This window comes from Flavobacterium humidisoli (assembly GCF_023272795.1).
GTDB lineage: Bacteria > Bacteroidota > Bacteroidia > Flavobacteriales > Flavobacteriaceae > Flavobacterium > Flavobacterium humidisoli.
The window spans coordinates 2,302,301-2,326,139 of sequence record NZ_CP096829.1; the positions used below are offsets into that span (position 1 = coordinate 2,302,301).

The window sequence follows — 23,839 nt, forward strand, 5'->3', positions numbered from 1 at the left end:
GGTTTTTATTTTAAACATAGCACGTGGTTTCAACCACGGGTACACAATATATAATTACACCCGATTCGTAACGTTTCCCGTGGTTGAAACAGTGAGCTGTATTTTGAGCATTTGCGAAAACTAAAATTAAAAATTCGTGGCAAAAAAAATCTAATCAATCTCCTTTTCGTTATCCTTTATAAAAGTATCAATATTCATTAAATAAGGATCTACAACAATTCGTTGAGGTTTTGTTTTAAGTTTGATCTTACCTTGAACTTTATTATTTTTTATGTCAAAAGGGAAAAGGAATAACTTTCCGTTTTCATCATAAATTCCAATACTTATTGTACTATCATTTGGCATTTGTTTTCTTTCTCCCGTTGCATTTTCCTGATATTTTTCAGAAGAAGCTTTAAAAGAAATTTCATAAAAATCATTCTTTTTTATGCTTGAAACCGATTCTATTTTAGACGAATAAGTAATAATCTGCTTAAACATTTCATCTAATTTTGGATATAGTTTTTTATCTGTAACAGCATAAAATTCTTTTAATAAATCCTCAGAATCAGGAAACGGATTTGGATATTTATAATGATTCAGGAAATTTTTCAAAGCCAGATTTACTTTTTCTTCACCAATTAAAATTCTAAGCTGATGCATAACGAGCATTCCTTTGTCATAAGGTAAATGCGGCGTATCATAATTGGTTTTATACAAAGGGGTTTCTGGATCGTAACTTCTGCTGCTCAAGTATAAATCAAGATGAATTTTTAAAGTTTCCAAAGTTTTTTCCAAACCATGTTCTTTTTCATAAAGCACCAATTCTGTGTATTGAGCCAAAGTTTCGGTCAAAATCCAGCTTCCTTCTTTTTGTTCTGGGCTTATCTGCGAATTTCCCCACCATTCGTGCGACAATTCATGAGCCGTTAATTGATTGATAACGTCTTCTTTATCTTTGTTTTTGAGATCGCTGTAAAAACCAAAATTCTCTTTCATGAAAACAGTCGACGGATAAGAAGTCGCAGCAAATCCGTCCGCGAAAGCAGAAACTTCGGCGTATCGAATCGTTTTATATGGATATCTACCAAAATTGCTCTGGCAGTAATCTAAAGTATTTTTTACATCCTGAATTAATTTCTCAACGTTTCTGAAATGTTTTTTATCATAAAAAACTTCAAGAGAAATACCTTTATAATTTGTTTTTTGAATTTGATATTCGGCAGAAGAAAAAGCAAATCGAAACGGAATCTTTCCATTTGATTTATAATGAAAATAATTGCGATCGTCTTTTTTCCAACTTCCAATTAAATCTCCAACACCAATAGCAGTTTGATTTTTGGATGTCGAAACTACAGCATCATAATCAATAAAATCATATTTGATTTCAGATTTATCTTCCAGTTTTTTAAGAGGCGTCTGAGGTTTCAAATGTCTTTTTGCACGCTCTTTTTTACTGCTGATTTCATTCGATTCCTGATAACCAAAAAGCGGAAAGTAACGGCTGATTCGCATAAAAGAACCATTTTCGATTATAGAATTAAAAGCCGTATGTCCTTTAAAAGGTGACCAAGATGATTCAAAAGAAAAATTCATTTTCAGTTTTTGCTTCGGCAGTAAAGGTTTTTCTAATCGAAACCAATAATGTTGAAAATCAGAAACATCGTCTAAGTTTTTAGAATTCGGAATCTCAACAGAAGTCAGTTTTGAATTTCGATCTATATATAGGAGTAAACTATCAATTGTTTTTTCAGAATTATTGATTAATTCATAACTGCCGTTTACTTGATAACGGTTTTCTTCTGGAAATAAATCAACTTTACTTTTTACAGAAACAATTGTGGGTTGAGACAGATTGGTGTATTTTTTGAATTGACTTTCATATTTCTCGCTCCAGTTATTCTGATCGTCTTCGGTTAAATACGGATATTCAATATTGGTTTTATAAAAAAGATAACTTCCAAAACCAATAAAAATAATAATTCCAAATACTAAAGTTGTTTTTTGAATAGTATTAAATGAATTTCTACGAAAGGTTTTTACGATTGAAGCATTTCGTTTCCATAAAATTCTGGTCAAAGTAAGCAGAATTAGAGCTAATCCGAAATTGTAGAACATCGAAATATGAAACGGGATTGTATATTTTCCGAAACCATTCAAATCAAAATATTCTGTTTTAAAAGCATTTCCAAAACGAAATAAAGGATGTGAAATTCCTAATTGCTCTCCAATTCCAGTACAAAACAAAATGCAGATAAAAGCCGAAATCGCAAGTCCGATATATTTATTTTTAATAAAAGTCTGAATCGCAATGATCAAAATTGAAATTAGCAACAACGGAAACCCAATAAAATAAAACAAAGAAAAGTAAAGATCAATTTCGATCGGGGCATTTGCATTCATGATTTGAAATCCGCATCCAATCAAAATACTTATACTAATAATGAGTAACGGAATAACAAAAAGTGCCGTTAATTTTGCCAGTAAAACTACAAATTGAGAATAAGGCGCAGTGTTTTCAAGCATTTCAAATCTCGAATTTTCACTTCGGTTTAATAATTCACTGCTGTAAAAAAGGAGAATCAGGATCAAAATAAAAGGAAGACGATCCATGATGGTGGTAATCATTAAAGCAGTATCGGTAATTTTTTCAGCTAATCGAATTCCTCCATCAATTTCATCTGAAATCTCAATCATTAATAATCCAGAGAATAAAAGTACAATCAGCAAAAATGGGATTCCTTTCAGAATTAAATAAATATCTAGTTTTATATTGTTTTTAAAAACAGCTAAATTATGTCTGAAAGATTTTATTTCGATGTTTTTAGGAATTGCTGCCGAAAATACTTTTGTTTCTTTTTGAATGAGTTTAGACGTTTTTACCTTTTTAATTTTCGTTTTTCGGAATGAAAACATTCGATACGAAACGAAAAGTAAAAGGAGAGAAACAGAAATCCATAACAATCGGTTAAGTAAAAAGTTACCAGAAAGTGAAACCAGCTGGCTATTTTTTTCAATTGAAGTCCAATATCTCGTTTGTTCCAGAAAAGCAGCCAAACCAAACGGATCTATTTTTGCTGCCAAAGACATGGCTTTCGCCGAAGATGGAGAAGCATTTGCAAATAGGGGCGAATTCGAAAAAATCGAACCTGCTATATATAAGATGTAAATTAATAAACCTCCAACATAAATGAAAAGTTTACTTCGGGTAAGCCACGCCAAAGCAGTCAAGATAGAAAGGCACAAAAAAATATTTGGAATCACAATGACCAAATACGGCCAGAGATAATTTATAATTTCAAAAGGTCCAAGTTCACTTTTTTGAAGCCATGACATTTGGTGTCCAACGATCATTCCGACGATAAACATTCCAAAAGAAACTACGGCAATTACAAATGCCGTAATGAATTTACTTGCCAAATAATGAAATTTAGAAATAGGAGAGGAGAAAATAATCGAATCGAATTTCGTTTCATATTCCTTTAAAAAACTTTGTGCCGCCTGAAGCGTAATCGAGAATATCGTCATTAACGAAATCAGACCAATCGCATAGGTTAAAACATACGGACTATTTTTGTAAGCGCCCGAAAAAGAGAAGTTCGCAAACCCACTGACAAAAAATCCAAGAATCAGATAAATAATAAATGTGGCATAAAAAGTCCAGCTTCTGGTATTGTTATGCCATTCAAATTGAATTAATTTAGAAAACATAACCTTAATTTTGAAGTTGATTTTTACCTAAAACACTAAAATAAACATCGCTTAAATCTGGAGAAATCAATTCGAAACCAGAATCTGGGCGTCGATCTGAGAAAACATGAATATTGATTTTTCCCGAATTTAAGTGCGAAGAAATGATATTGTAGTTCGATTGATGATCCTTCAATTCTGTTTTCTGAATCGCTTTCATCCAGATTTTATCTTTCAAAGAATCGATTGCGTCATTTGGTTTTCCTTCTAAAATCAATTTTCCGTTGGAAATAATTGCCATTTTTGGACACAAATCTCGAACGTCTTCTACAATATGAGTTGATAAAACGACAATAATACTTTCGCCAATTTCACTCAGTAAATTATTAAATCGGTTTCTTTCTTCCGGATCAAGTCCAGCCGTTGGTTCATCCACAATAATAATCTTCGGATTTCCAAGTAAAGCTTGTGCAATTCCAAACCTTTGACGCATTCCTCCCGAAAAAGAATGAACTGCTTTGTCCTTATGCTGTAATAAATTAGTCTGTTGCAATAAATACAAAATTTGATCGTGTCGTTCCTTTTTATTGATGATCCCTTTCAAAACTGCCAAATGATCGAGCAGGCGATAAGCAGAAATTTTAGGATAAACACCAAATTCCTGCGGAAGATAGCCTAGATTTTGCCTGATAAACATGGGATTTTCCAGAATATTGATCCCGTTAAACTCAATAATTCCCGAAGTAGGTTCCTGCAAAGCGGCAATGGTTCGCATTAAACTTGACTTTCCGGCGCCGTTTGGACCTAATAAGCCAAACATGCCATTTGTGATTTCAAGCGATAGTTGGTCAATCGCTTTCGTGCCGTTCTCATAAGTTTTGCTGAGATTTTTGATTGATAAACTGTTCATTTTTTGATTGATTTAGATGATTAAATGAAATTATGATTTGAAAATTTTAGGCAATAGAATACCTGTCGGCTTCAAAAACCGATTTATTATGTTTAGAAATTAAAATTTAAAAGAAAGCTATTCTGCTACGTATTCTAAAATATCACCAGGTTGACAATCCAGAATTTTACAGATAGCTTCGAGAGTATCAAACCGAATTCCTTTTGCTTTTCCAGTCTTTAGAATCGATAAATTGGCAGGCGTAATATCTAGTTTTTCTGCCAACTCTTTACTCTGCATCTTGCGTTTGGCAAGCATTACATCAACATTTACAATTATTGGCATAGTTATATAAATAAGTCTTGTTCGTTCTGAAGGTTTAAACCTTGTTTAAAAATAGCAGCTAAAAAGTAAGCAAAAACACCAAGCATTCCGTGCAGTATAATAAAAAGCCAAACTTCATTGTCTAGAGGAACAAAAAAGAAAGCCACAAATAGCACAATACTCGGAATTAATAAATTCGATAAATAGAATCGCCTTAAATGAGAAATTCCTTTTGAAGTAAATAATTTAGGCTGAAAAAACACTTTAAAAACATTACTGCTCAATAAAAAGAAAAGACCGTATAAACTTAGCGGTGACAAAAAATCAAAAATAATATAAGGAATATTATAATCTCCTAACATTAAAGGATGCGAAGTAAAAGGATAACAGACCTGAAAATACTTTCCGTTATCTTTAAAGGTCAAAAACAATCCCGTCATCAAAGTAAAAACAGAATATGCCGCCAAAAAGAAATAAACAACGGACAAAAATCGGGTAAAGTAAAACAATATTCGAGATACAATATGAGTTGTCTTCATATATGAAAAAGTTAAATTGATATTGCAAATGTATAATTAATTATCGTAAAACAATAATTAATTATCAAAAAGTAATTGTTTTTTCAGTAATGAGAATATTATAATTCTATTAACATTAGAAAACAAAAGGCATCCAGATAAATGAGTTAATTTTGTATACTAGCATTTTTTTATATGAAAAACCCAATTTCAGTCTCATTATTAGACCTCGCTATCATTACTCAGGATAGCAACGCCACAGAAACATTTCAAAAAACAAAAGACATAGCGCAATTAGCAGATAATTTAGGATATAAGCGATTTTGGCTGGCAGAACATCATAACATGGCACACGTTGCAAGTACAGCGACAGTTGTTTTAATTGGTTATGTCGCAAGTCAGACAAAAAATATTCGTGTAGGTTCTGGGGGAATCATGTTGCCGAATCATTCTCCTCTAGTAGTGGCAGAACAATTTGGAACCTTGGAAACACTTTATCCAAACCGAATCGATTTAGGTTTAGGAAGAGCGCCTGGAACAGACCAGCCAACTGCCGAAGCAATTCGAAAAGACTTTTTTGAACAGGCACAACGTTTTCCACAAAATGTAAGCAAACTTCAAGAGTATTTTTCTTCCGAAAATGAAACAGGAAAAGTGCGTGCATTCCCAGCCGAAGGTTTGAAAGTCCCAATTTGGATTCTAGGTTCAAGCATGGATAGTGCAGCTTTGGCAGCAGCTTACGGATTGCCTTATGCTTTTGCAGGACACTTTGCGCCAAAATTGATGATTCAGGCATTTGAATTCTATCGCGAAAATTTCCAGCCATCAGAATATTTAGAAAAACCCCAAACAATGGCTTGTGTCAATATAATTGCTGCAGATACAAATGAAGAAGCCGAATTATTATCTACAAGTTTGTATCAAATGTTTTTGAACTTAATTAGAAACGATCGTAAAGGTTTACAACCTCCAGTTCCATCATTAGATGACATTATGAACGAGCAAGAACGTTTCCATGTCAATCAAATGACGGCAGGAACCTTCACAGGAAACAAAGAACAACTAGTTACCGATTTAAAAAAGTTCATCGACTATGCAAGAATTGACGAACTCATGGTAACAAGCCCGATCTTCGATCATCAGGCAAAACTAAAAAGTATTCAAATCACAAAAGAAGCAATCGACAGCCTAAACGAAAGTATACATATATAAGTATACTATATAGAAGAGTAGGTCGCATTCACTGAGCCCGACAGTTTTAAAAACCTGCCGGGTTTGGTTTTTATACATATATATGTATATATAAACTCTTTCAGTCTGAGGGAAGCCCAAGCCCTTTTTAATGCAGCTTTTGGAATTTGGATCTTAAAAATTGAAATATTGAATCTATTAGGAGCTTAATCCCGCTATCCGTTCCAATCTTTTGCTTTTTAAAGGAAAAAGCAAAAGGATTTCCGCTTCTATCGGGGCTATGGCATCTGTTTTCAAAAGAACAATTGAATGGAAAGCGCCGGAAAAGGGCGCTGAAAACTAAAAACTCTGCAAAAACGGAATGGTAAAGCGGGCTTAAACTGAGGAAACAACAGATGAAAGAAGAAAAAGCCTACAATGGCGTAAAAAAGTTTGGGGCGCAAATGCTCTGTTATCAGAAAGTTAAGAAATAAACGGAAAAAACATGGAAAAAATATAAAAAAAAGTCTTGCAAATGTAAATAAAGGTTCTACTTTTGCACCCGCAACAGCGAAAGGCGTTCATCGAAATACTGGCAGGAATTGGGGATCTGAAGAAAAGAAATTTTCAAAAAAAAAGATTCTGAAAAGCTTGCGAGATTGAGAAATGCTTTTTACATTTGCACCCCGCAAAACACGGAAAAGTTCATTGAGATGCTGAGAGGGAAATAGAGAAAAAGAGGCGAAAAAAAAGCTTCAAAATTTTTTCAATTTTTTCTTGCAGGAAACAAAAAGAAGTTTTAGTTTTGCACCCGCTTTGAGATACAGGCGAAACAAAAAGAAACACACGTTCGTAGACATATTGAATTGACAGCCGTTCTGAAAGAGATTTCAGAACAAAAAGAATAAGAGCAGTAGAGTCGGAAGATTCGAAAGAACCGATAGGAAGAGCATCGCAATATAATATTAAAATATACGATGAAGAGTTTGATCCTGGCTCAGGATGAACGCTAGCGGCAGGCTTAACACATGCAAGTCGAGGGGTAGAAGTCTTCGGGCTTTGAGACCGGCGCACGGGTGCGTAACGCGTATGCAATCTGCCTTTCACAGAGGGATAGCCCAGAGAAATTTGGATTAATACCTCATAGCATAATCGGACCGCATGGTTTGGTTATTAAAGTCACAACGGTGAAAGATGAGCATGCGTCCCATTAGCTAGTTGGTAAGGTAACGGCTTACCAAGGCAACGATGGGTAGGGGTCCTGAGAGGGAGATCCCCCACACTGGTACTGAGACACGGACCAGACTCCTACGGGAGGCAGCAGTGAGGAATATTGGTCAATGGGCGCAAGCCTGAACCAGCCATGCCGCGTGCAGGATGACGGTCCTATGGATTGTAAACTGCTTTTGTACGGGAAGAAACACTGATTCGTGAATCAGCTTGACGGTACCGTAAGAATAAGGATCGGCTAACTCCGTGCCAGCAGCCGCGGTAATACGGAGGATCCAAGCGTTATCCGGAATCATTGGGTTTAAAGGGTCCGTAGGCGGTCTTGTAAGTCAGTGGTGAAAGCCCATCGCTCAACGGTGGAACGGCCATTGATACTGCAGGACTTGAATTATTGGGAAGTAACTAGAATATGTAGTGTAGCGGTGAAATGCTTAGAGATTACATGGAATACCAATTGCGAAGGCAGGTTACTACCAATTTATTGACGCTGATGGACGAAAGCGTGGGTAGCGAACAGGATTAGATACCCTGGTAGTCCACGCCGTAAACGATGGATACTAGCTGTTGGGCGCAAGTTCAGTGGCTAAGCGAAAGTGATAAGTATCCCACCTGGGGAGTACGAACGCAAGTTTGAAACTCAAAGGAATTGACGGGGGCCCGCACAAGCGGTGGAGCATGTGGTTTAATTCGATGATACGCGAGGAACCTTACCAAGGCTTAAATGCAGACTGACCGATTTGGAAACAGATCTTTCGCAAGACAGTTTACAAGGTGCTGCATGGTTGTCGTCAGCTCGTGCCGTGAGGTGTCAGGTTAAGTCCTATAACGAGCGCAACCCCTGTTGTTAGTTGCCAGCGAGTCATGTCGGGAACTCTAACAAGACTGCCAGTGCAAACTGTGAGGAAGGTGGGGATGACGTCAAATCATCACGGCCCTTACGCCTTGGGCTACACACGTGCTACAATGGCCGGTACAGAGAGCAGCCACTGGGCGACCAGGAGCGAATCTATAAAGCCGGTCACAGTTCGGATCGGAGTCTGCAACTCGACTCCGTGAAGCTGGAATCGCTAGTAATCGGATATCAGCCATGATCCGGTGAATACGTTCCCGGGCCTTGTACACACCGCCCGTCAAGCCATGGAAGCTGGGGGTGCCTGAAGTCGGTGACCGCAAGGAGCTGCCTAGGGTAAAACTGGTAACTAGGGCTAAGTCGTAACAAGGTAGCCGTACCGGAAGGTGCGGCTGGAACACCTCCTTTCTAGAGCCTTAGCGTTAGCGACAACGCACGCTGGGGAAATAAGATGCCGGACTGTGGGTTTGGAATCTGAGATTGTATTGCTCTTGCTGTTAATTTAAAAAAATGATAAAACTTAAGTAAAACAGAGTCTCGTAGCTCAGCTGGTTAGAGTACTACACTGATAATGTAGGGGTCGGCAGTTCGAGTCTGCCCGGGACTACTATTTGACTTAAAGAAGGAAATTCTGGAAGCTGGGATTCGCCAAAGGAGATTAGAGAAGAAAAGGAAATCTAAAATCTGAATTCTAAAATCTGAGATTTAAAAATTGGGGGATTAGCTCAGCTGGCTAGAGCGCCTGCCTTGCACGCAGGAGGTCAACGGTTCGACTCCGTTATTCTCCACGATTTTAGTGAGAAAGCCTAAAGTCATAAAGCCTAAAGTGATTCACTTTACGACTTTCGACTTTTGACATTCGACTAAATAAAGTTCATTGACATATTGAGATAAGAAAATAATAAGAAAGTAGAAAGCGTTTTTTATTGAGCATCCGTGCAAAATATAAAAAACAAACAAAAACGGTCCTGTTTTAATAATCAGGATTGGTGCAATAAGCAAAATAAGGGCGCATGGGGAATGCCTAGGCTCTCAGAGGCGATGAAGGGCGTGATAAGCTGCGAAAAGCTGCGGGGACAAGCACACATTGATTGATCCGCAGATACCCGAATGGGGCAACCCGCTATATTGAAGATATAGCACACCGATAGGTGGGCAAACCCGCTGAACTGAAACATCTAAGTAGGCGGAGGAGAAGAAAACAAAAGTGATTCCGTAAGTAGTGGCGAGCGAACGCGGATTAGCCCAAACCAGCTATGTTACGGCATAGCTGGGGTTGTAGGACCGCGACATTTCATGTGCAAGGAACCGGAAGCTTCTGGAAAGGAGCGCCATAGAGGGTGACAGCCCCGTATGGGCAACGAGCATAATGGATAGCGGTATCCTGAGTAGGGCGGGGCACGTGAAACCCTGTCTGAATTTGGCGGGACCATCCGCTAAGGCTAAATACTCCTGAGAGACCGATAGTGAACCAGTACCGTGAGGGAAAGGTGAAAAGAACCGTGAATAACGGAGTGAAATAGATCCTGAAACCATGCGCTTACAAGCGGTCGGAGCCCTTTCGTGGGGTGACGGCGTGCCTTTTGCATAATGAGCCTACGAGTTAACGCTGCTGGCAAGGATAAGTGGTTAAGCCATGGATCCGCAGCGAAAGCGAGTCTGAATAGGGCGCTTTAGTCAGTAGTGTTAGACGCGAAACCGTGTGATCTACCCATGGGCAGGTTGAAGCTGTGGTAACACACAGTGGAGGACCGAACCGGTTGACGTTGAAAAGTCTTCGGATGACCTGTGGGTAGGGGTGAAAGGCCAATCAAACTCGGAAATAGCTCGTACTCCCCGAAATGCATTTAGGTGCAGCGTTATTTTAGTTATATAGAGGTAGAGCTACTGATTGGATGCGGGGGCTTCACCGCCTACCAATTCCTGACAAACTCCGAATGCTATATAATGATTGATAACAGTGAGGGCTTGGGTGCTAAGGTCCAAGTCCGAGAGGGAAAGAACCCAGACCATCAGCTAAGGTCCCCAAATATATGCTAAGTTGAAAGAACGAGGTTTGTCTGCCCAGACAGCTAGGATGTTGGCTTGGAAGCAGCCATTCATTTAAAGAGTGCGTAACAGCTCACTAGTCGAGCGGACGAGCATGGATAATAATCGGGCATAAGCATATTACCGAAGCTATGGATTTTGCAGCAATGCAAAGTGGTAGGGGAGCATTCTGACAGGGCTGAAGGTGTATCGTAAGGTATGCTGGACCGGTCAGAAAAGAAAATGTAGGCATAAGTAACGATAATGCGGGCGAGAAACCCGCACACCGAAAAACTAAGGTTTCCACAGCTATGCTAATCAGCTGTGGGTTAGTCTGGACCTAAGGCGAACCCGAAAGGGACAGTCGATGGCCAACGGGTTAATATTCCCGTACTTCTTATTGCTGTGATGGGGTGACGGAGTGATGAAAGCGCCGCGAACTGACGGAATAGTTCGTTAAAGCACCTAGCTATAGGGTCTCTAGGCAAATCCGGAGATCTTGGTGAAATGCGATAGTACTCGGAGTCTTCGGACAAAGAGATAGTGCGCCTAAGGGCTTCCAAGAAAAACCTCTAAACTTCAGGCAGTAAGAACCAGTACCGTAAACCGACACAGGTAGTTGAGGAGAGAATCCTAAGGTGCTCGAGAGATTCATGGCTAAGGAATTAGGCAAAATAGACCTGTAACTTCGGGAGAAAGGTCGCCCCGAGCAATCGGGGCCGCAGTGAAGAGGTCCAGGCGACTGTTTATCAAAAACACAGGGCTCTGCAAAATCGTAAGATGAAGTATAGGGCCTGACACCTGCCCGGTGCTGGAAGGTTAAGAGGAGATGTTATCTTCGGAGAAGCATTGAATTGAAGCCCCAGTAAACGGCGGCCGTAACTATAACGGTCCTAAGGTAGCGAAATTCCTTGTCGGGTAAGTTCCGACCTGCACGAATGGTGTAACGATCTGGACACTGTCTCAGCCATGAGCTCGGTGAAATTGTAGTAACGGTGAAGATGCCGTTTACCCGCAGTGGGACGAAAAGACCCTGTGCACCTTTACTATAGCTTAGTATTGACCTTGGATAAATGATGTGTAGGATAGGTTGGAGACTATGAAGCGGCGTCGCCAGGCGTTGTGGAGTCATTGTTGAAATACAACCCTTTGTTTATCTGAGGCCTAACTCTTCAAAGAAGAGGACAGTGCTTGGTGGGTAGTTTGACTGGGGTGGTCGCCTCCAAAAGAGTAACGGAGGCTTCTAAAGGTTCCCTCAGTACGCTTGGTAACCGTGCGTAGAGTGCAATGGCATAAGGGAGCTTGACTGAGAGACATACAGGTCGATCAGGTACGAAAGTAGAGCATAGTGATCCGGTGGTTCCGCATGGAAGGGCCATCGCTCAAAGGATAAAAGGTACGCCGGGGATAACAGGCTGATCTCCCCCAAGAGCTCATATCGACGGGGGGGTTTGGCACCTCGATGTCGGCTCGTCACATCCTGGGGCTGGAGAAGGTCCCAAGGGTTGGGCTGTTCGCCCATTAAAGTGGCACGCGAGCTGGGTTCAGAACGTCGTGAGACAGTTCGGTCTCTATCTACTGCGGGCGTTAGAAATTTGAGTGGATCTGATTCTAGTACGAGAGGACCGAATTGGACAAACCTCTAGTGTATCTGTTGTCCCGCCAGGGGCACCGCAGAGTAGCTACGTTTGGAAGGGATAAGCGCTGAAAGCATATAAGCGCGAAACCCACCACAAGATGAGATTTCTTTTAAGGATCGTGGAAGATGACCACGTTGATAGGCTACAGATGTAAAGGCAGTAATGTCATAGTCGAGTAGTACTAATAATCCGTAAGCTTATGCACACCCTTTTCCCGGGCCGCAAGGCTCGGGAGGAAACTTTCTAAAATATATTTGCTTTTCTTTATCTCAGTATGTTAAAATATTTGCCCGTCGCGGGCAGTCTTAAAGACGAAAGTTGAAAGCCTCAAGTGAAAACTTTAGACTTTACGACCTTAGGCTTTAGACTAAAAACCTTAAGGTGGTTATTGCGGCGGGGCTCACCTCTTCCCATCCCGAACAGAGAAGTTAAGCCCGCCTGCGCAGATGGTACTGCAGTTATGTGGGAGAGTATGTCGTCGCCTTTCTTTTGAAAACCCCATCCAAATCGGATGGGGTTTTCTGCTTTTGTAAAATATTGGAGCTGCGCAAGAGCCCAGCCTTCCTCCAGAAATCCCTCCCGACCCGTCGGAAGGGATTTTCTGGCTTTTGAACGGGTTGGCAAAGTAAAGCTCCCCCATGATCGGATGGCGGCTTCCGACTGATTGGGGAGCGCGTTAGTGATGAATTTAGGCAAAGTTGTGAAATATTTTAGAGAGAAATTATAATTTAAAGTTATTGTAAATCAGATTGTTATGGTTTTTTAAGAAAACTAAAAGTTTCTTAAAACCATTTGAATTCATTTTTTGAAGCAGTAAATTAGTAATACTATACTTAAATAAATGAATTATGAAAATGAAGCTATTTTCGGCTATAGCATTGTTAATTGCAACAATCTCGGCCAGTGCACAGAAGAAAATTGAAGTAACGGAATTGCCAAAACCAGCGCAGGAATTTTTAGAAAAATATTTTAGCCACACTTTGGTGGAAAAGGTACAGAAAGATCCTGAACATGGAGAAAAAGGTTATGAAGTAAAACTCAAAGATGGAACAGAAGTTGAGTTTTGGAAAGATGGTTCGTACCGTGAAGTTGACGGTGGAGACAACCCAATTCCTACTAATTTTATTCCAGATAATATTAAAGCTTATGTAGCTAAAAATCATCCGAATGAAAAAATAACGCACATCGACTATGGGCACAAAGATCTTGATGTCGATTTAACAAACAAAATTGATCTGGAATTTACCAAAGATGGTAAAATTTTAAAAGACAAAAAGAACGATATAAAAAAGTAGTAGTTTAGAAAAGAAATCCTGCTCAAAAGCAAAACTTTTTTTTGTCAACTGTCCTAATGAAAGAAAATAGATACTAGACATTCAATTTTAAAATACTAGCTTCGGAGAAGCGAAATATTTATAGAAATGTATTTATTAACTATTACAACAAAAGAGCTCCAGCAGAACGAAATATAATAGCATTTAAAATATCTCGCTCAGATGGAGCTCTTTTGTATTGAATAGGATTAGACTTCTATAAATATCCTATACCTCTGAGGCTTATAAAAGTTAAGATATTAAATGAAAAGGTTTGTTATTGCTTTTCGGACAGTTTTTTATTTAATGTCAATTTTTGCGATAGAACATCTTGAACGAAAATAGCTTATATTTACATCTTTATTTTTTATTTTATGGAAGAAAATAAGCATGTAACGATCTACGATATTGCCGAGAGACTTAATCTGGCCACATCTACTATTTCACGAGCTTTAAAAGATCATCATACCATAAGTGACAAGACGATTAAGAAAGTGAAAAAAACCGCTGAAGAAATGGGATTTGTTCCCAATACTTTAGCTGCAGGTTTGCGCGGAAATAAAACCAGAACTATTGGTGTTTTAATTCCCACCGTTACACAGCCCTTTTTATCATCTTTAATCAGCGGAATTGAAATCACGGCTCAAAAATCCGATTATACTGTAATCATTATGCAGTCGCATGACTCGTATGAAGAAGAAGTAAATATGGCTAAATCTTTGTACTCCAATCGTGTGAGCGGTGTAATTTGTTCGCTGGCAATGGAAACCAGAGATACAGCGCATTTTCATCAGTTTTCGAACAATAATATTCCGTTAGTTTTTGTTGATAGGGTTCCAAAAGGCTATAATACTTTTAGAGTTGTAATTGACAATTATACAGCAGGTTACAAAGCTACCAAACACCTTATTGAGCAAGGATGTGTTCGTATTGCGCATTTAACGGCTGGTTCAGAATTAGGAAATTTGTACAACGAACGAAAAAGAGGTTACATCGAAGCTTTAAAAGATCATAATATCGAAGTAGAAGAAGAATTGATTATCAATCTAAATTCTGTTACTTATGAAGACGGAGTAAAAGCCAGTAATGCTTTATTTGATTTAAAACCAATTCCAGACGGTTTGTTTGCGCCTGGGGATATTTTGGCAGTAAGTGCTATTCAAACCGCTAAAAAACGTGGAATTAAAGTTCCAGAAGAATTCAAAGTAATTGGCTTTAACAACGACCCGATTTCGCAGATTATAGATCCGAATTTATCGACTATTACGCATCCTGCCGAAAAGATGGGAAAAGCAGCAGCTGATATTATAATAAAAAATTTGAAATCATCTAAAAATGATGATGATGCCAAAGAAATTACATTCTTAAATACGGAAGTATTGGCAAGAGAATCTTCGCAGAAATAGAATCAAAATAAAGGATTAAAATAGTAAATCCACCAGTTAAAGCAGGATAGTTTTTATAATTATCCTGCTTTTATTTGTTATAGAAATATATTTTTCGAAAAAAATCAACGTAAAATTTTTTTCTTAAATAACAATCCTATATTTTTACGCAACCGATTGCATTTGTTGTTTTATTTAAGATAATGTATTTTTTAAATTAAAATTTTATCAAATGCTTTTAATCAATTGTAAAATGTTGATGTTATAAAAATGAGGTTATAAAGAATAAATTAATACCATGGCTTTACTACGATTTCTTTTCTTCTTTCTTTTGATTTCCTTTTCGGCATTGGCACAAAAGGATTATAAATTGTGGCTTCAGTACAATGTAGTTGCTAATCCTGCAATAGCTTTAGAATACAAAAATAATTTTAAAGGAATTATTATTTTAGGAAACTCTGAAACTATTAAAATTGCTGAGAAAGAAATCAAAACAGGATTTTTAGATCTGTTGGGAAATATTCCTGAAATCAAATCAGATATAAAAGGAGAAAATAATCTTATCATTGGTTCAGAATCGAATTTAAATATCGAACTAAAAAATCAATTGAAATCTGATTTTGATAAAGTAAATGAGGAAGGGGTTATCATTAAAGAAATTTCTTTTAAAAACAAAAAGCAAATCATTATTACAGGAAAAAATAACGTTGCAGTTTTGTACGGTGTTTTTAATTTTTTAAGAATTTTACAAACTAATAAATCGGTTAAAAATTTAAATATTGTCGATTCTCCTAAAACCAATATAAGAATCCTAAATCATTGGGATAATCTAGATCGAACAGTTGAAAGGGGGTACGCCGGATTTTCGCTTTGGAACTGGCAGAAACTTCCTGATTTTATCGATCAACGCTACATTGATTACGCCAGAGCGAATGCCTCAATCGGAATTAACGGAACTGTTTTAACCAATGTAAACGCAAACGCTTTAATCCTAACTCCGCAGTATTTAGAAAAAGTGGAAGCTTTAGCCAATGTTTTTAGACCTTACGGAATAAAAGTCTATTTAACCGCGAGATTTTCAGCACCAATCGAAATTGGGAACTTAAAAACTGCCGATCCAAAAGATCCTGAAGTCATTAATTGGTGGAAAAGTAAGTCGGCTGAAATCTATAAACGAATTCCAGATTTTGGAGGTTTTTTGGTAAAAGCCAATTCAGAAGGTCAGCCTGGTCCGCAAAATTATGGACGAGATCATATTGATGGTGCGAATATGCTGGCTGATGCTGTTGCTCCTTTTGGCGGAGTAATTATGTGGAGAGCGTTTGTGTATTCAGAACACGATGCGAATGATCGTGCGAAACAAGCTTACGCCGAATTTCAGCCGTATGATGGAAAATTCAAAGAGAATGTAATTGTTCAGGTTAAAAATGGAGCAATCGATTTTCAGCCGAGAGAACCTTTTCATCCGTTATTCGGAGCTATGCCGAAAACACCTTTGATGATGGAGTTTCAAATTACACAGGAATATCTAGGTTTTAGTACACATTTGGTCTTTCTGCCTAAATTATTTCAGGAAGTTTTAGAATCTGATACGTACCAAAAAGGAAAAGGTTCAATCGTTGCTAAAGTTGTTGACGGTACTTTATATCAAAACAAATTAACCGGAATTGCAGGCGTTGCCAATATTGGGAATGATCTAAACTGGACAGGACATCCTTTTTTACAAGCAAATTGGTATGGCTTCGGAAGACTGGCTTGGAATCCGTATTTAGATTCTGAAACTATTGCTGATGAATGGTTAAGAAGTACTTTTTCAAACGATGAAAATTTCATTAAACCTGTAAAAAATATGATGATGGAATCTCGTGAAGCCGTTGTCAATTATATGACACCGCTTGGGTTGCATCATATTATGGATACAGGACATCATTACGGGCCAGGCCCTTGGGTTTCTAATTTGTCAAGACCAGAATGGAATCCGACATACTATCATAAAGCAGACAAAAACGGAATTGGTTTCGATAGATCCAGATCAGGAACAAATGCCGTTTCGCAATATGCGCAAGAAGTCGCAAATATTTTTGATAATTTAGAAACCTGTCCTGAAAAAGATCTTTTGTGGTTTCATCATGTTTCGTGGAATTATAAACTAAAAAATGGACAAACACTTTGGAATGGTTTGGCACTCAAATATCAAGAAGGTGTAAATCAGGTGGCAGCAATGCAGAACGTTTGGAATAAAGTAGAAAAATATGTTGACAATGAACGTTTCAATGAGGTGAAAATGTTATTAGAAATTCAGAACAAAGAAGCAAAATGGTGGCGTGATGCGTGTTTGCTGTATTTTCAGCAGTTTTCGGGAAAAGAACTTCCTGATGGAGTTGAAAAACCAACACAGACTTTGGAATATTTTAAATCATTAAAATTTCCATTTGCACCAGGGAATGGATAAACTATTAAGAATTGAACGCAGTTAAAACGGATTCGCTATCCCGAAGACGCGTAAAAAAAACAGATTTTAAAGCAATGAAAATAAAAAAAACTAACTCAACGATTTCACGATAGTGAATATGTTTGATCAGTGTACTATAAATATATTGTAAAAATTATGAGCAAAAAAACAGCAATTGTAACTGGAGGTAATTCTGGTTTAGGATTTGCAACTGCAAAGAAATTATGTGATAACGGAATCACAACCTACATTATTGGAAGATCCAAAGAAAAAACAGAAGATGCCTGTAAAGAAATTGGAGAAAATGCTATTCCAGTAATCTTCGACTTAAATGACTTGAAAGGAATTCCTGCGATGATTGAAGGTATTACAAAAAATAACCCAATCGATATTTTGGTCAATAACGCTGGAATTAATATGAAAAAAGAAATTCCAGAGGTATCAGACGAAGACTTTTTATCGATAATCCATACCAATCTTTTAAGCGTTTTTGCTGTAAGCAGAGAAGTGGTGAAAAATATGAAAGATAATGGAGGTGGAAGTATAATCAATATTAGTTCGATGGCTTCGCAGTACGGAATTCCAAAAGTTATTGCCTATTCGTCAAGCAAAGGTGCAATTGAAGCAATGACTCGTGCTATGGCGGTTGAGTTGGCTCAATTTGGTATTAGAGTAAATTGTATAGCTCCAGGATTTATTAAAACTAAAATGTCGTCAACAGCACTTGATAATGATCCAGAAAGAAAAAATAAAGTGTTGGGAAGAACACCAATGGGATATTTAGGAGAACCATCAGACATTGCAGATGCGGTTTATTATTTCGCTTTAAGCGAATCAAAATATACTACTGGTACAGTGTTGCCTGTTGACGGCGGAAATAGTATTGGTTTTTAATTGTGAAAATACCACAAAGTCGCTAAGTCACAAAGTTTTAATTTAAAATACTTTGAAGAGCAAAACTTTGTGACTTAGCACCTTCGTGGCATAAAAAAAGCAGTATGATAAAAATGCAACAAACCATGAGATGGTTCGGTCCAAACGACAATGTCAAGTTGATTGACATCCGACAAGCTGGCGCAACGGGAATTGTAACCGCATTGCATCAAATTCCTGTTGGCGATGTATGGACGATTGAAGCAATAAAAGAAAGGCAAGAGATTATTCGTAACAACGGGTTGGAATGGACTGTGGTTGAAAGTCTTCCTGTTCATGAAGAAATCAAACGAGCTTCTGGAAATTATCTGCAATACATTGAAAATTATAAAATCAGTTTACAAAATCTGGCGAAGTGCGGCATCAAAATTATAACGTACAATTTCATGCCGATTCTGGATTGGGTAAGAACTAATCATAATTTTATAAATGAAGACGGAAGTAGAGCTTTACTGTACAATCAGGATGCATTTACTTATTTTGATGTTTTTCTTTTAAAAAGACCCAATTCAGAAAACGATTATTCAGAGACTGAAAAAGAAAAAGCTTTGCAGTTTGGAAATCAACTGTCTGAAGATGAAAAAGCACTTTTGTTTAAAAATGTCTTATTAGGATTGCCAGGAAGTAAAATCCATTTTACGGCAGAGCAGATTTTGTCCCTTTTAGAGAATTATGCTGAAATAGATAATCAAAAATTAAGAGAAAACCTGATTTATTTTTTATCAAAAGTAACTCCGATTGCGGAGAAAAATGAACAAAAGTTAGCGATTCATCCAGATGATCCGCCATTTTCGGTTTTAGGTCTTCCAAGAATTGTTTCAACAGAGGCCGATTTGAAAGCTATTTTCACCGCCGTTCCATCAATAGCAAACGGATTGTGTTATTGCACAGGATCATTAAGTGCTGATCCAAAAAATAATTTAGAGAAAATTATAGATGATTTTGGAGATAGAATTCATTTTTTGCATCTGAGAAACACCATCCGCGAAAGCGAAAGTATATTTAGGGAATCGGAACATTTAGATGGCGATGTTAAAATGGAACTGATTGTTGAGAAGTTGCTTTTATTGATGGATAAAACCAAAATAAGTCTGCCAATGCGCCCAGATCATGGTTTTCTTCATCAAGTTGATGAAGAAATAGAAACTTATCCAGGTTATTCTTTAACAGGAAGATTAAAAGGTTTGGCTGAGTTAAGAGGTTTGGAAATGGGAATTGGTTATAAACTGAATTTGTAAATATTTTTTCATGTTAGACCAGATAGGTTTTTAAAACTTGTCTGGTCTGGGATGAGAAAAGAAAAACGTCCTGGTTGTCATTCTGAGAAACAAGGAATCGCACTAGAGCTAATCTTTGTCGATTCCCGAATGTGATTCCTCGTTTCTCGAAATAAGAAAACTAAACGAATAAAAACAATTAACTATTTAAACCAAAAGATATGAAATGTATTAAACCTTATTTATTTGCCGTAACGACTTTGCTGGCTGTTAGCTGTACATTGCAAAAAGAAACCGCTTCATTAAAAGATGTTTACAAAAATGATTTCTATATTGGAACTGCTTTAAGCGCTAACCAAATCGAAGAAAAAGATAAAAAAGAAGATTCCTTGATTCGAAAAGAATTTAATGCAATTACGGCAGAAAATATAATGAAATCCATGTTTACACATCCTCAGAAAGATAAATACGATTTTACTTTGTCAGATAAATTTGTGGCATATGGCGAGAAGAATAAAATGTTTATTCATGGGCATACTTTGATTTGGCACAGTCAATTGGCGCCTTGGATGGAAAAGATTGCTGACAGTACAGAAATGAAAGCGTTTATGAAAGATCATATTACTACGATTGTTTCAAAATATAAGGGAAGAATCAATTCGTGGGACGTTGTAAACGAAGCGTTGAACGAGGACGGAACTTTACGAAAATCTGTTTTTTTGAATACGCTTGGCGAAAAATATTTAGTTGATGCTTTCAAACTCGCAGAAAAAGCAGATCCCAAAGCGGAGTTATATTACAACGATTATAATATCGAAGAACCCGCAAAAAGAGCTGGAGCAATCGCTTTAATTAAAAAAATAAAGGCTGAAGGCGGAAAAGTTGATGGAGTAGGTATTCAAGGGCACTGGAGATTGGAAAGTCCATCTATTGAAGAAATTGAGAAAAGTATTTTAGACTATTCGGCTTTAGGAATCAAAGTTGCTTTTACAGAGTTGGATATTACTGTTTTACCAAATCCGTGGGATTTAAAAGGAGCCGATGTAAATCAGAATTTCGAAGGAAGTGCCAAAATGAATCCCTATCCTAAAGCATTGCCGGATTCTGTTCAAACTAAATTATCAGAGCGTTATGCATCGATTTTTAAACTATTTTTAAAACATAAAGATAAAATCAGTAGAGTTACATTTTGGGGTGTTCATGATGGACAATCGTGGTTAAACGATTGGCCGATTAAAGGAAGAACCAATTATCCGCTTCTGTTTGACAAAGATTTAAAACACAAACCTGCTTATGAAAGCGTCTTAAAGTTGAAAGACGCTAAAGAATAAACACTAAAAAAGCCAAAGTTTTGAAAAAACAATCAACAATCGGTTGTGATATGAAAAATAACTTAAATAAAGCAATCTAAATTTGCATAATATGTTTTTTTGTTTAATTTTACACAACCGATTGTTTAAATAAAAATCAATAGAAAATGGTCATTACGAGGAATGACAAATGACCAAAAAACGCACTAACATTATTTTTTAAAAAACCACTTTTGCTTACATAACTAATCAAAAAATGACCACAAACCCACAAATGACAAACATTTCACAAAAACTATCCATCAAAGAAAAAATTGGATACAGCTTAGGAGACTTAGCGGCCAATTTGGTTTTTCAAACTTTGATGACGTATTTGGCGTATTTCTACACCGACATTTACGGATTATCACCAACAGATTCTTCCATAATCATGCTTATTGTTGGATTAATAGCCGCTTTTATTTTTAATCCGATTATTGGGGTTTTGGCAGACAGAACCAGTACCAAATGGGGGAAATTTAGACCTTGGATTTTAATAACGGCAATTCCACTTGGAGTAGTGGCGCTATTAGCCTTTTCAACTCCTGATTTCTCCTATAAAGGAAAAGTGATTTATGCCGTTGTAACCTATACTTTATTATTGTTTTTTTATGCTGGAAACAATCTGCCTTATTCTGCTTTAAGTGGTGTTATTACGGGCGATATGAAAGAACGAAACAGTATGTCATCTTATCGCTTTGTGGCGGTTATGTTTGCTCAGTTTTTTGTTCAGGTTTTCATGCTTGGCATTATAAAAAGTGCTGGAAACGGCGATAAAGCAGTTGGAATTGAAAAAGTCATGACCGCATTAGCGATTATTGGAACGATTATGCTTTTAATTACGTTTTTAACTACCAAAGAAAGAATTATTCCGAAACCAGAACAAAAGTCAAGCATAAAAGAAGATTTAAGCGATTTAGTCAAAAATAGACCTTGGATCATTATGCTTTCGCTGACGACTTTAGTTTTTGTGACTTTGGCGATGAAAGGCGGTTCTTATGTATATTATTTTGAGAATTATGTTGATAAAGAGCAATTAGCCATTTTTATTCAGCCTATTCTAGATACTTTATCGAATATTGGTTTGAATCATTTTGGAAATGATCCTGTTTCAGCAGGTTTCGGTTTATTTAATGCGGGCGGAATCATTTTTATGATTGTTGGAATTACTTTGTCTAAAAATCTCGCTGACAAATACGGAAAACGAAATGTTTTTGGTGTATTTTTATTCATCTCGACTTTGTTCATTATTGCATTCTATTTTTATCCTCCAACATCAATTAGTCTGATGTTTTTCTCTCAAATCCTACACGGATTTTTCTACGGAATAACTATCCCAATTCTTTGGGCAATGATTGCCGATGTAGCCGATTATTCAGAATGGTTAAATAACCGTCGTGCAACCGCTATTATATTCTCTGCAATGATGGTTGGACTAAAAACAGGGCTGAGCGTGGGAGGTGCTTTGACCACTTTGTTTTTAGGTTATTTTCACTACGTTCCAAATGCCCCAGAGCAGTCTCAAACAGCCATAAATGGAATAAAATTACTAGTGAGTATTTTCCCTGCAATCCCTTTTTTAATTGGAGCTGGATTGTTGTTTTTCTATAAAATCAATAAAGAAATGGAAGTGCAAATTGAAACAGAATTAAAAGAAAGAAGAGCTTAATTATTTAAACAAAATATTAGTATGCCTGAAGATAGCATTGAACACATTAATTTTGAAGAAATTAATGACTTGGCGATTTCAAAGCCTTTAGTATCCCATATGTACACAGCCGATCCTTCGGCACATGTATTCAACGGAAAAATTTACATTTACCCATCTCATGATATTGATGCAGGAATTCCTTTTAACGACAACGGAGATCATTTCGGAATGGAAGATTATCATGTTTTTTCTATGGAAGACATTTCATCAGAAGTAGTTGATAATGGTGTTGCATTGCATGTAGATGATGTTGCTTGGGCCGAGAAGCAAATGTGGGCACCTGATGCAGCCCATAAAAACGGAAAGTATTATTTGTATTTCCCTGCTAAACGTGCTAACGGAATCTTCCAGATTGGTGTTGCCATTTCAGATTCACCAATTGGTCCTTTTGTTCCCGAAAAAGAAGCGATAAAAGGGAGTTACAGTATTGATCCTGCCGTTTTTGAAGACGGAGATGGCAAGCATTATATTTATTTTGGAGGAATCTGGGGCGGACAGCTTCAGAAGTACCGTAATAACCAGTACAATCAAAATAACGAAGAACCTTTGGCAGATGAAAAAGCTCTTGGGCCAATCGTAGCTTTGCTAAGAGATGATATGTTGGAATTTGCAGAAGACCCGAAAGAGATTAAAATTTTGGATGAAAATGGAAATGAGATTCTCGCAGGAGATAATAGTCGTCGTTTTTTTGAAGCTTCTTGGGTTCATAAATACAACGAAAAATATTATTTCTCTTATTCAACTGGAGACACCCATTTTATCTGTTATGCGATTGGCGACAATCCGTATGGGCCGTTTACGTATCAGGGAAGAATTTTGAATCCTGTTGTGGGCTGGACATCGCATCATTCAATTTGTGAAGTAGAAGGGGAGTGGTATTTATTTTATCATGATTCGAGTTTGTCAAAAGGAGTAACACATTTAAGAAGCATGAAAGTAACCAAAATCGATTATTTAGAAGATGGTTCGATTATTACGATTGATCCGTATGGAATAAGAAGATTAATTGATTAAGATTTTTGATGTAAAAAAATTTAGCAAAAATTACAATCGGTTGTGTTGCGATTTTGCTTCTTTTCATTCAATTTGTCATTTCGACGTAAGGGAGAAATGGCAAATTGGTTAGAAAATGAAACGGAAACCTAAAGCCTGACGAAGGAA

The 23,839-nt window shown here is 37.2% G+C and carries 13 protein-coding genes, 2 tRNA genes and 3 rRNA genes; 14 read left to right on the plus strand and 4 right to left on the minus strand.

The window, feature by feature from the left end:
- Positions 1–150 precede the first annotated feature (150 nt).
- The 4 genes from M0M44_RS10315 to M0M44_RS10330 form a co-directional block, all read right to left on the minus strand.
- Positions 151–3,690, minus strand: coding sequence for an ABC transporter permease/M1 family aminopeptidase (locus tag M0M44_RS10315; RefSeq protein ID WP_248729667.1), 3,540 nt, complete (start codon positions 3,688–3,690; stop codon positions 151–153).
- A 4-nt stretch (positions 3,691–3,694) separates the two neighbouring features.
- The gene (locus M0M44_RS10320; protein WP_248729668.1) at positions 3,695–4,579 is read right to left on the minus strand and encodes an ABC transporter ATP-binding protein; all 885 of its coding nucleotides are present in this window, start codon (positions 4,577–4,579) and stop codon (positions 3,695–3,697) included.
- A gap of 117 nt (positions 4,580–4,696) precedes the next feature.
- Positions 4,697–4,903: a helix-turn-helix domain-containing protein gene (locus tag M0M44_RS10325; protein WP_012024053.1), complete on the minus strand. Its 207-nt coding sequence runs from the start codon at positions 4,901–4,903 to the stop codon at positions 4,697–4,699.
- 2 nt (positions 4,904–4,905) lie between these two features.
- Positions 4,906–5,421: a DUF2975 domain-containing protein gene (locus M0M44_RS10330; protein ID WP_248729669.1), complete on the minus strand. Its 516-nt coding sequence runs from the start codon at positions 5,419–5,421 to the stop codon at positions 4,906–4,908.
- A 174-nt stretch (positions 5,422–5,595) separates the two neighbouring features.
- On the opposite strand from M0M44_RS10330, the gene M0M44_RS10335 reads away from it, so the two are divergent.
- From M0M44_RS10335 to M0M44_RS10400, 14 genes are all read left to right on the plus strand, one after another.
- Complete coding sequence (locus M0M44_RS10335) at positions 5,596–6,612, plus strand: LLM class flavin-dependent oxidoreductase (protein WP_248729670.1); 1,017 nt, start codon at positions 5,596–5,598, stop codon at positions 6,610–6,612.
- Between the two features lie 932 nt (positions 6,613–7,544).
- A 16S ribosomal RNA gene (locus tag M0M44_RS10340) occupies positions 7,545–9,058 on the plus strand.
- Between the two features lie 125 nt (positions 9,059–9,183).
- Positions 9,184–9,257, plus strand: a tRNA-Ile gene (locus M0M44_RS10345).
- Between the two features lie 107 nt (positions 9,258–9,364).
- Positions 9,365–9,438 (plus strand) — tRNA-Ala (locus M0M44_RS10350).
- A 203-nt stretch (positions 9,439–9,641) separates the two neighbouring features.
- Positions 9,642–12,523: ribosomal RNA gene (locus tag M0M44_RS10355) — 23S ribosomal RNA — on the plus strand.
- Between the two features lie 172 nt (positions 12,524–12,695).
- Positions 12,696–12,805 (plus strand): 5S ribosomal RNA (gene rrf, locus M0M44_RS10360).
- Together the 16S, 23S and 5S rRNA genes with 2 tRNA genes alongside form the textbook arrangement of a ribosomal RNA operon.
- Before the next feature lie 361 nt (positions 12,806–13,166).
- Positions 13,167–13,613: a PepSY-like domain-containing protein gene (locus tag M0M44_RS10365; protein ID WP_248729671.1), complete on the plus strand. Its 447-nt coding sequence runs from the start codon at positions 13,167–13,169 to the stop codon at positions 13,611–13,613.
- A gap of 392 nt (positions 13,614–14,005) precedes the next feature.
- Positions 14,006–15,037, plus strand: a complete 1,032-nt coding sequence (locus M0M44_RS10370) for a LacI family DNA-binding transcriptional regulator (RefSeq protein ID WP_248729672.1) — start codon at positions 14,006–14,008, stop codon at positions 15,035–15,037.
- A 277-nt stretch (positions 15,038–15,314) separates the two neighbouring features.
- Entirely contained in the window at positions 15,315–17,468 is a 2,154-nt protein-coding gene (locus M0M44_RS10375; protein WP_248729673.1) for an alpha-glucuronidase family glycosyl hydrolase, read from the plus strand.
- Between the two features lie 156 nt (positions 17,469–17,624).
- The gene (locus M0M44_RS10380) at positions 17,625–18,362 is read left to right on the plus strand and encodes an SDR family NAD(P)-dependent oxidoreductase (RefSeq protein ID WP_248729674.1); all 738 of its coding nucleotides are present in this window, start codon (positions 17,625–17,627) and stop codon (positions 18,360–18,362) included.
- 113 nt (positions 18,363–18,475) lie between these two features.
- The gene (gene uxuA, locus M0M44_RS10385) at positions 18,476–19,639 is read left to right on the plus strand and encodes a mannonate dehydratase (RefSeq protein WP_248729997.1); all 1,164 of its coding nucleotides are present in this window, start codon (positions 18,476–18,478) and stop codon (positions 19,637–19,639) included.
- Positions 19,640–19,839: 200 nt separating this feature from the next.
- Positions 19,840–20,949, plus strand: a complete 1,110-nt coding sequence (locus M0M44_RS10390) for an endo-1,4-beta-xylanase (protein ID WP_248729675.1) — start codon at positions 19,840–19,842, stop codon at positions 20,947–20,949.
- Positions 20,950–21,202: 253 nt separating this feature from the next.
- Entirely contained in the window at positions 21,203–22,636 is a 1,434-nt protein-coding gene (locus M0M44_RS10395) for an MFS transporter (RefSeq protein ID WP_248729998.1), read from the plus strand.
- 21 nt (positions 22,637–22,657) lie between these two features.
- Positions 22,658–23,692: a glycoside hydrolase family 43 protein gene (locus M0M44_RS10400; RefSeq protein ID WP_248729676.1), complete on the plus strand. Its 1,035-nt coding sequence runs from the start codon at positions 22,658–22,660 to the stop codon at positions 23,690–23,692.
- Positions 23,693–23,839: the final 147 nt, after the last annotated feature.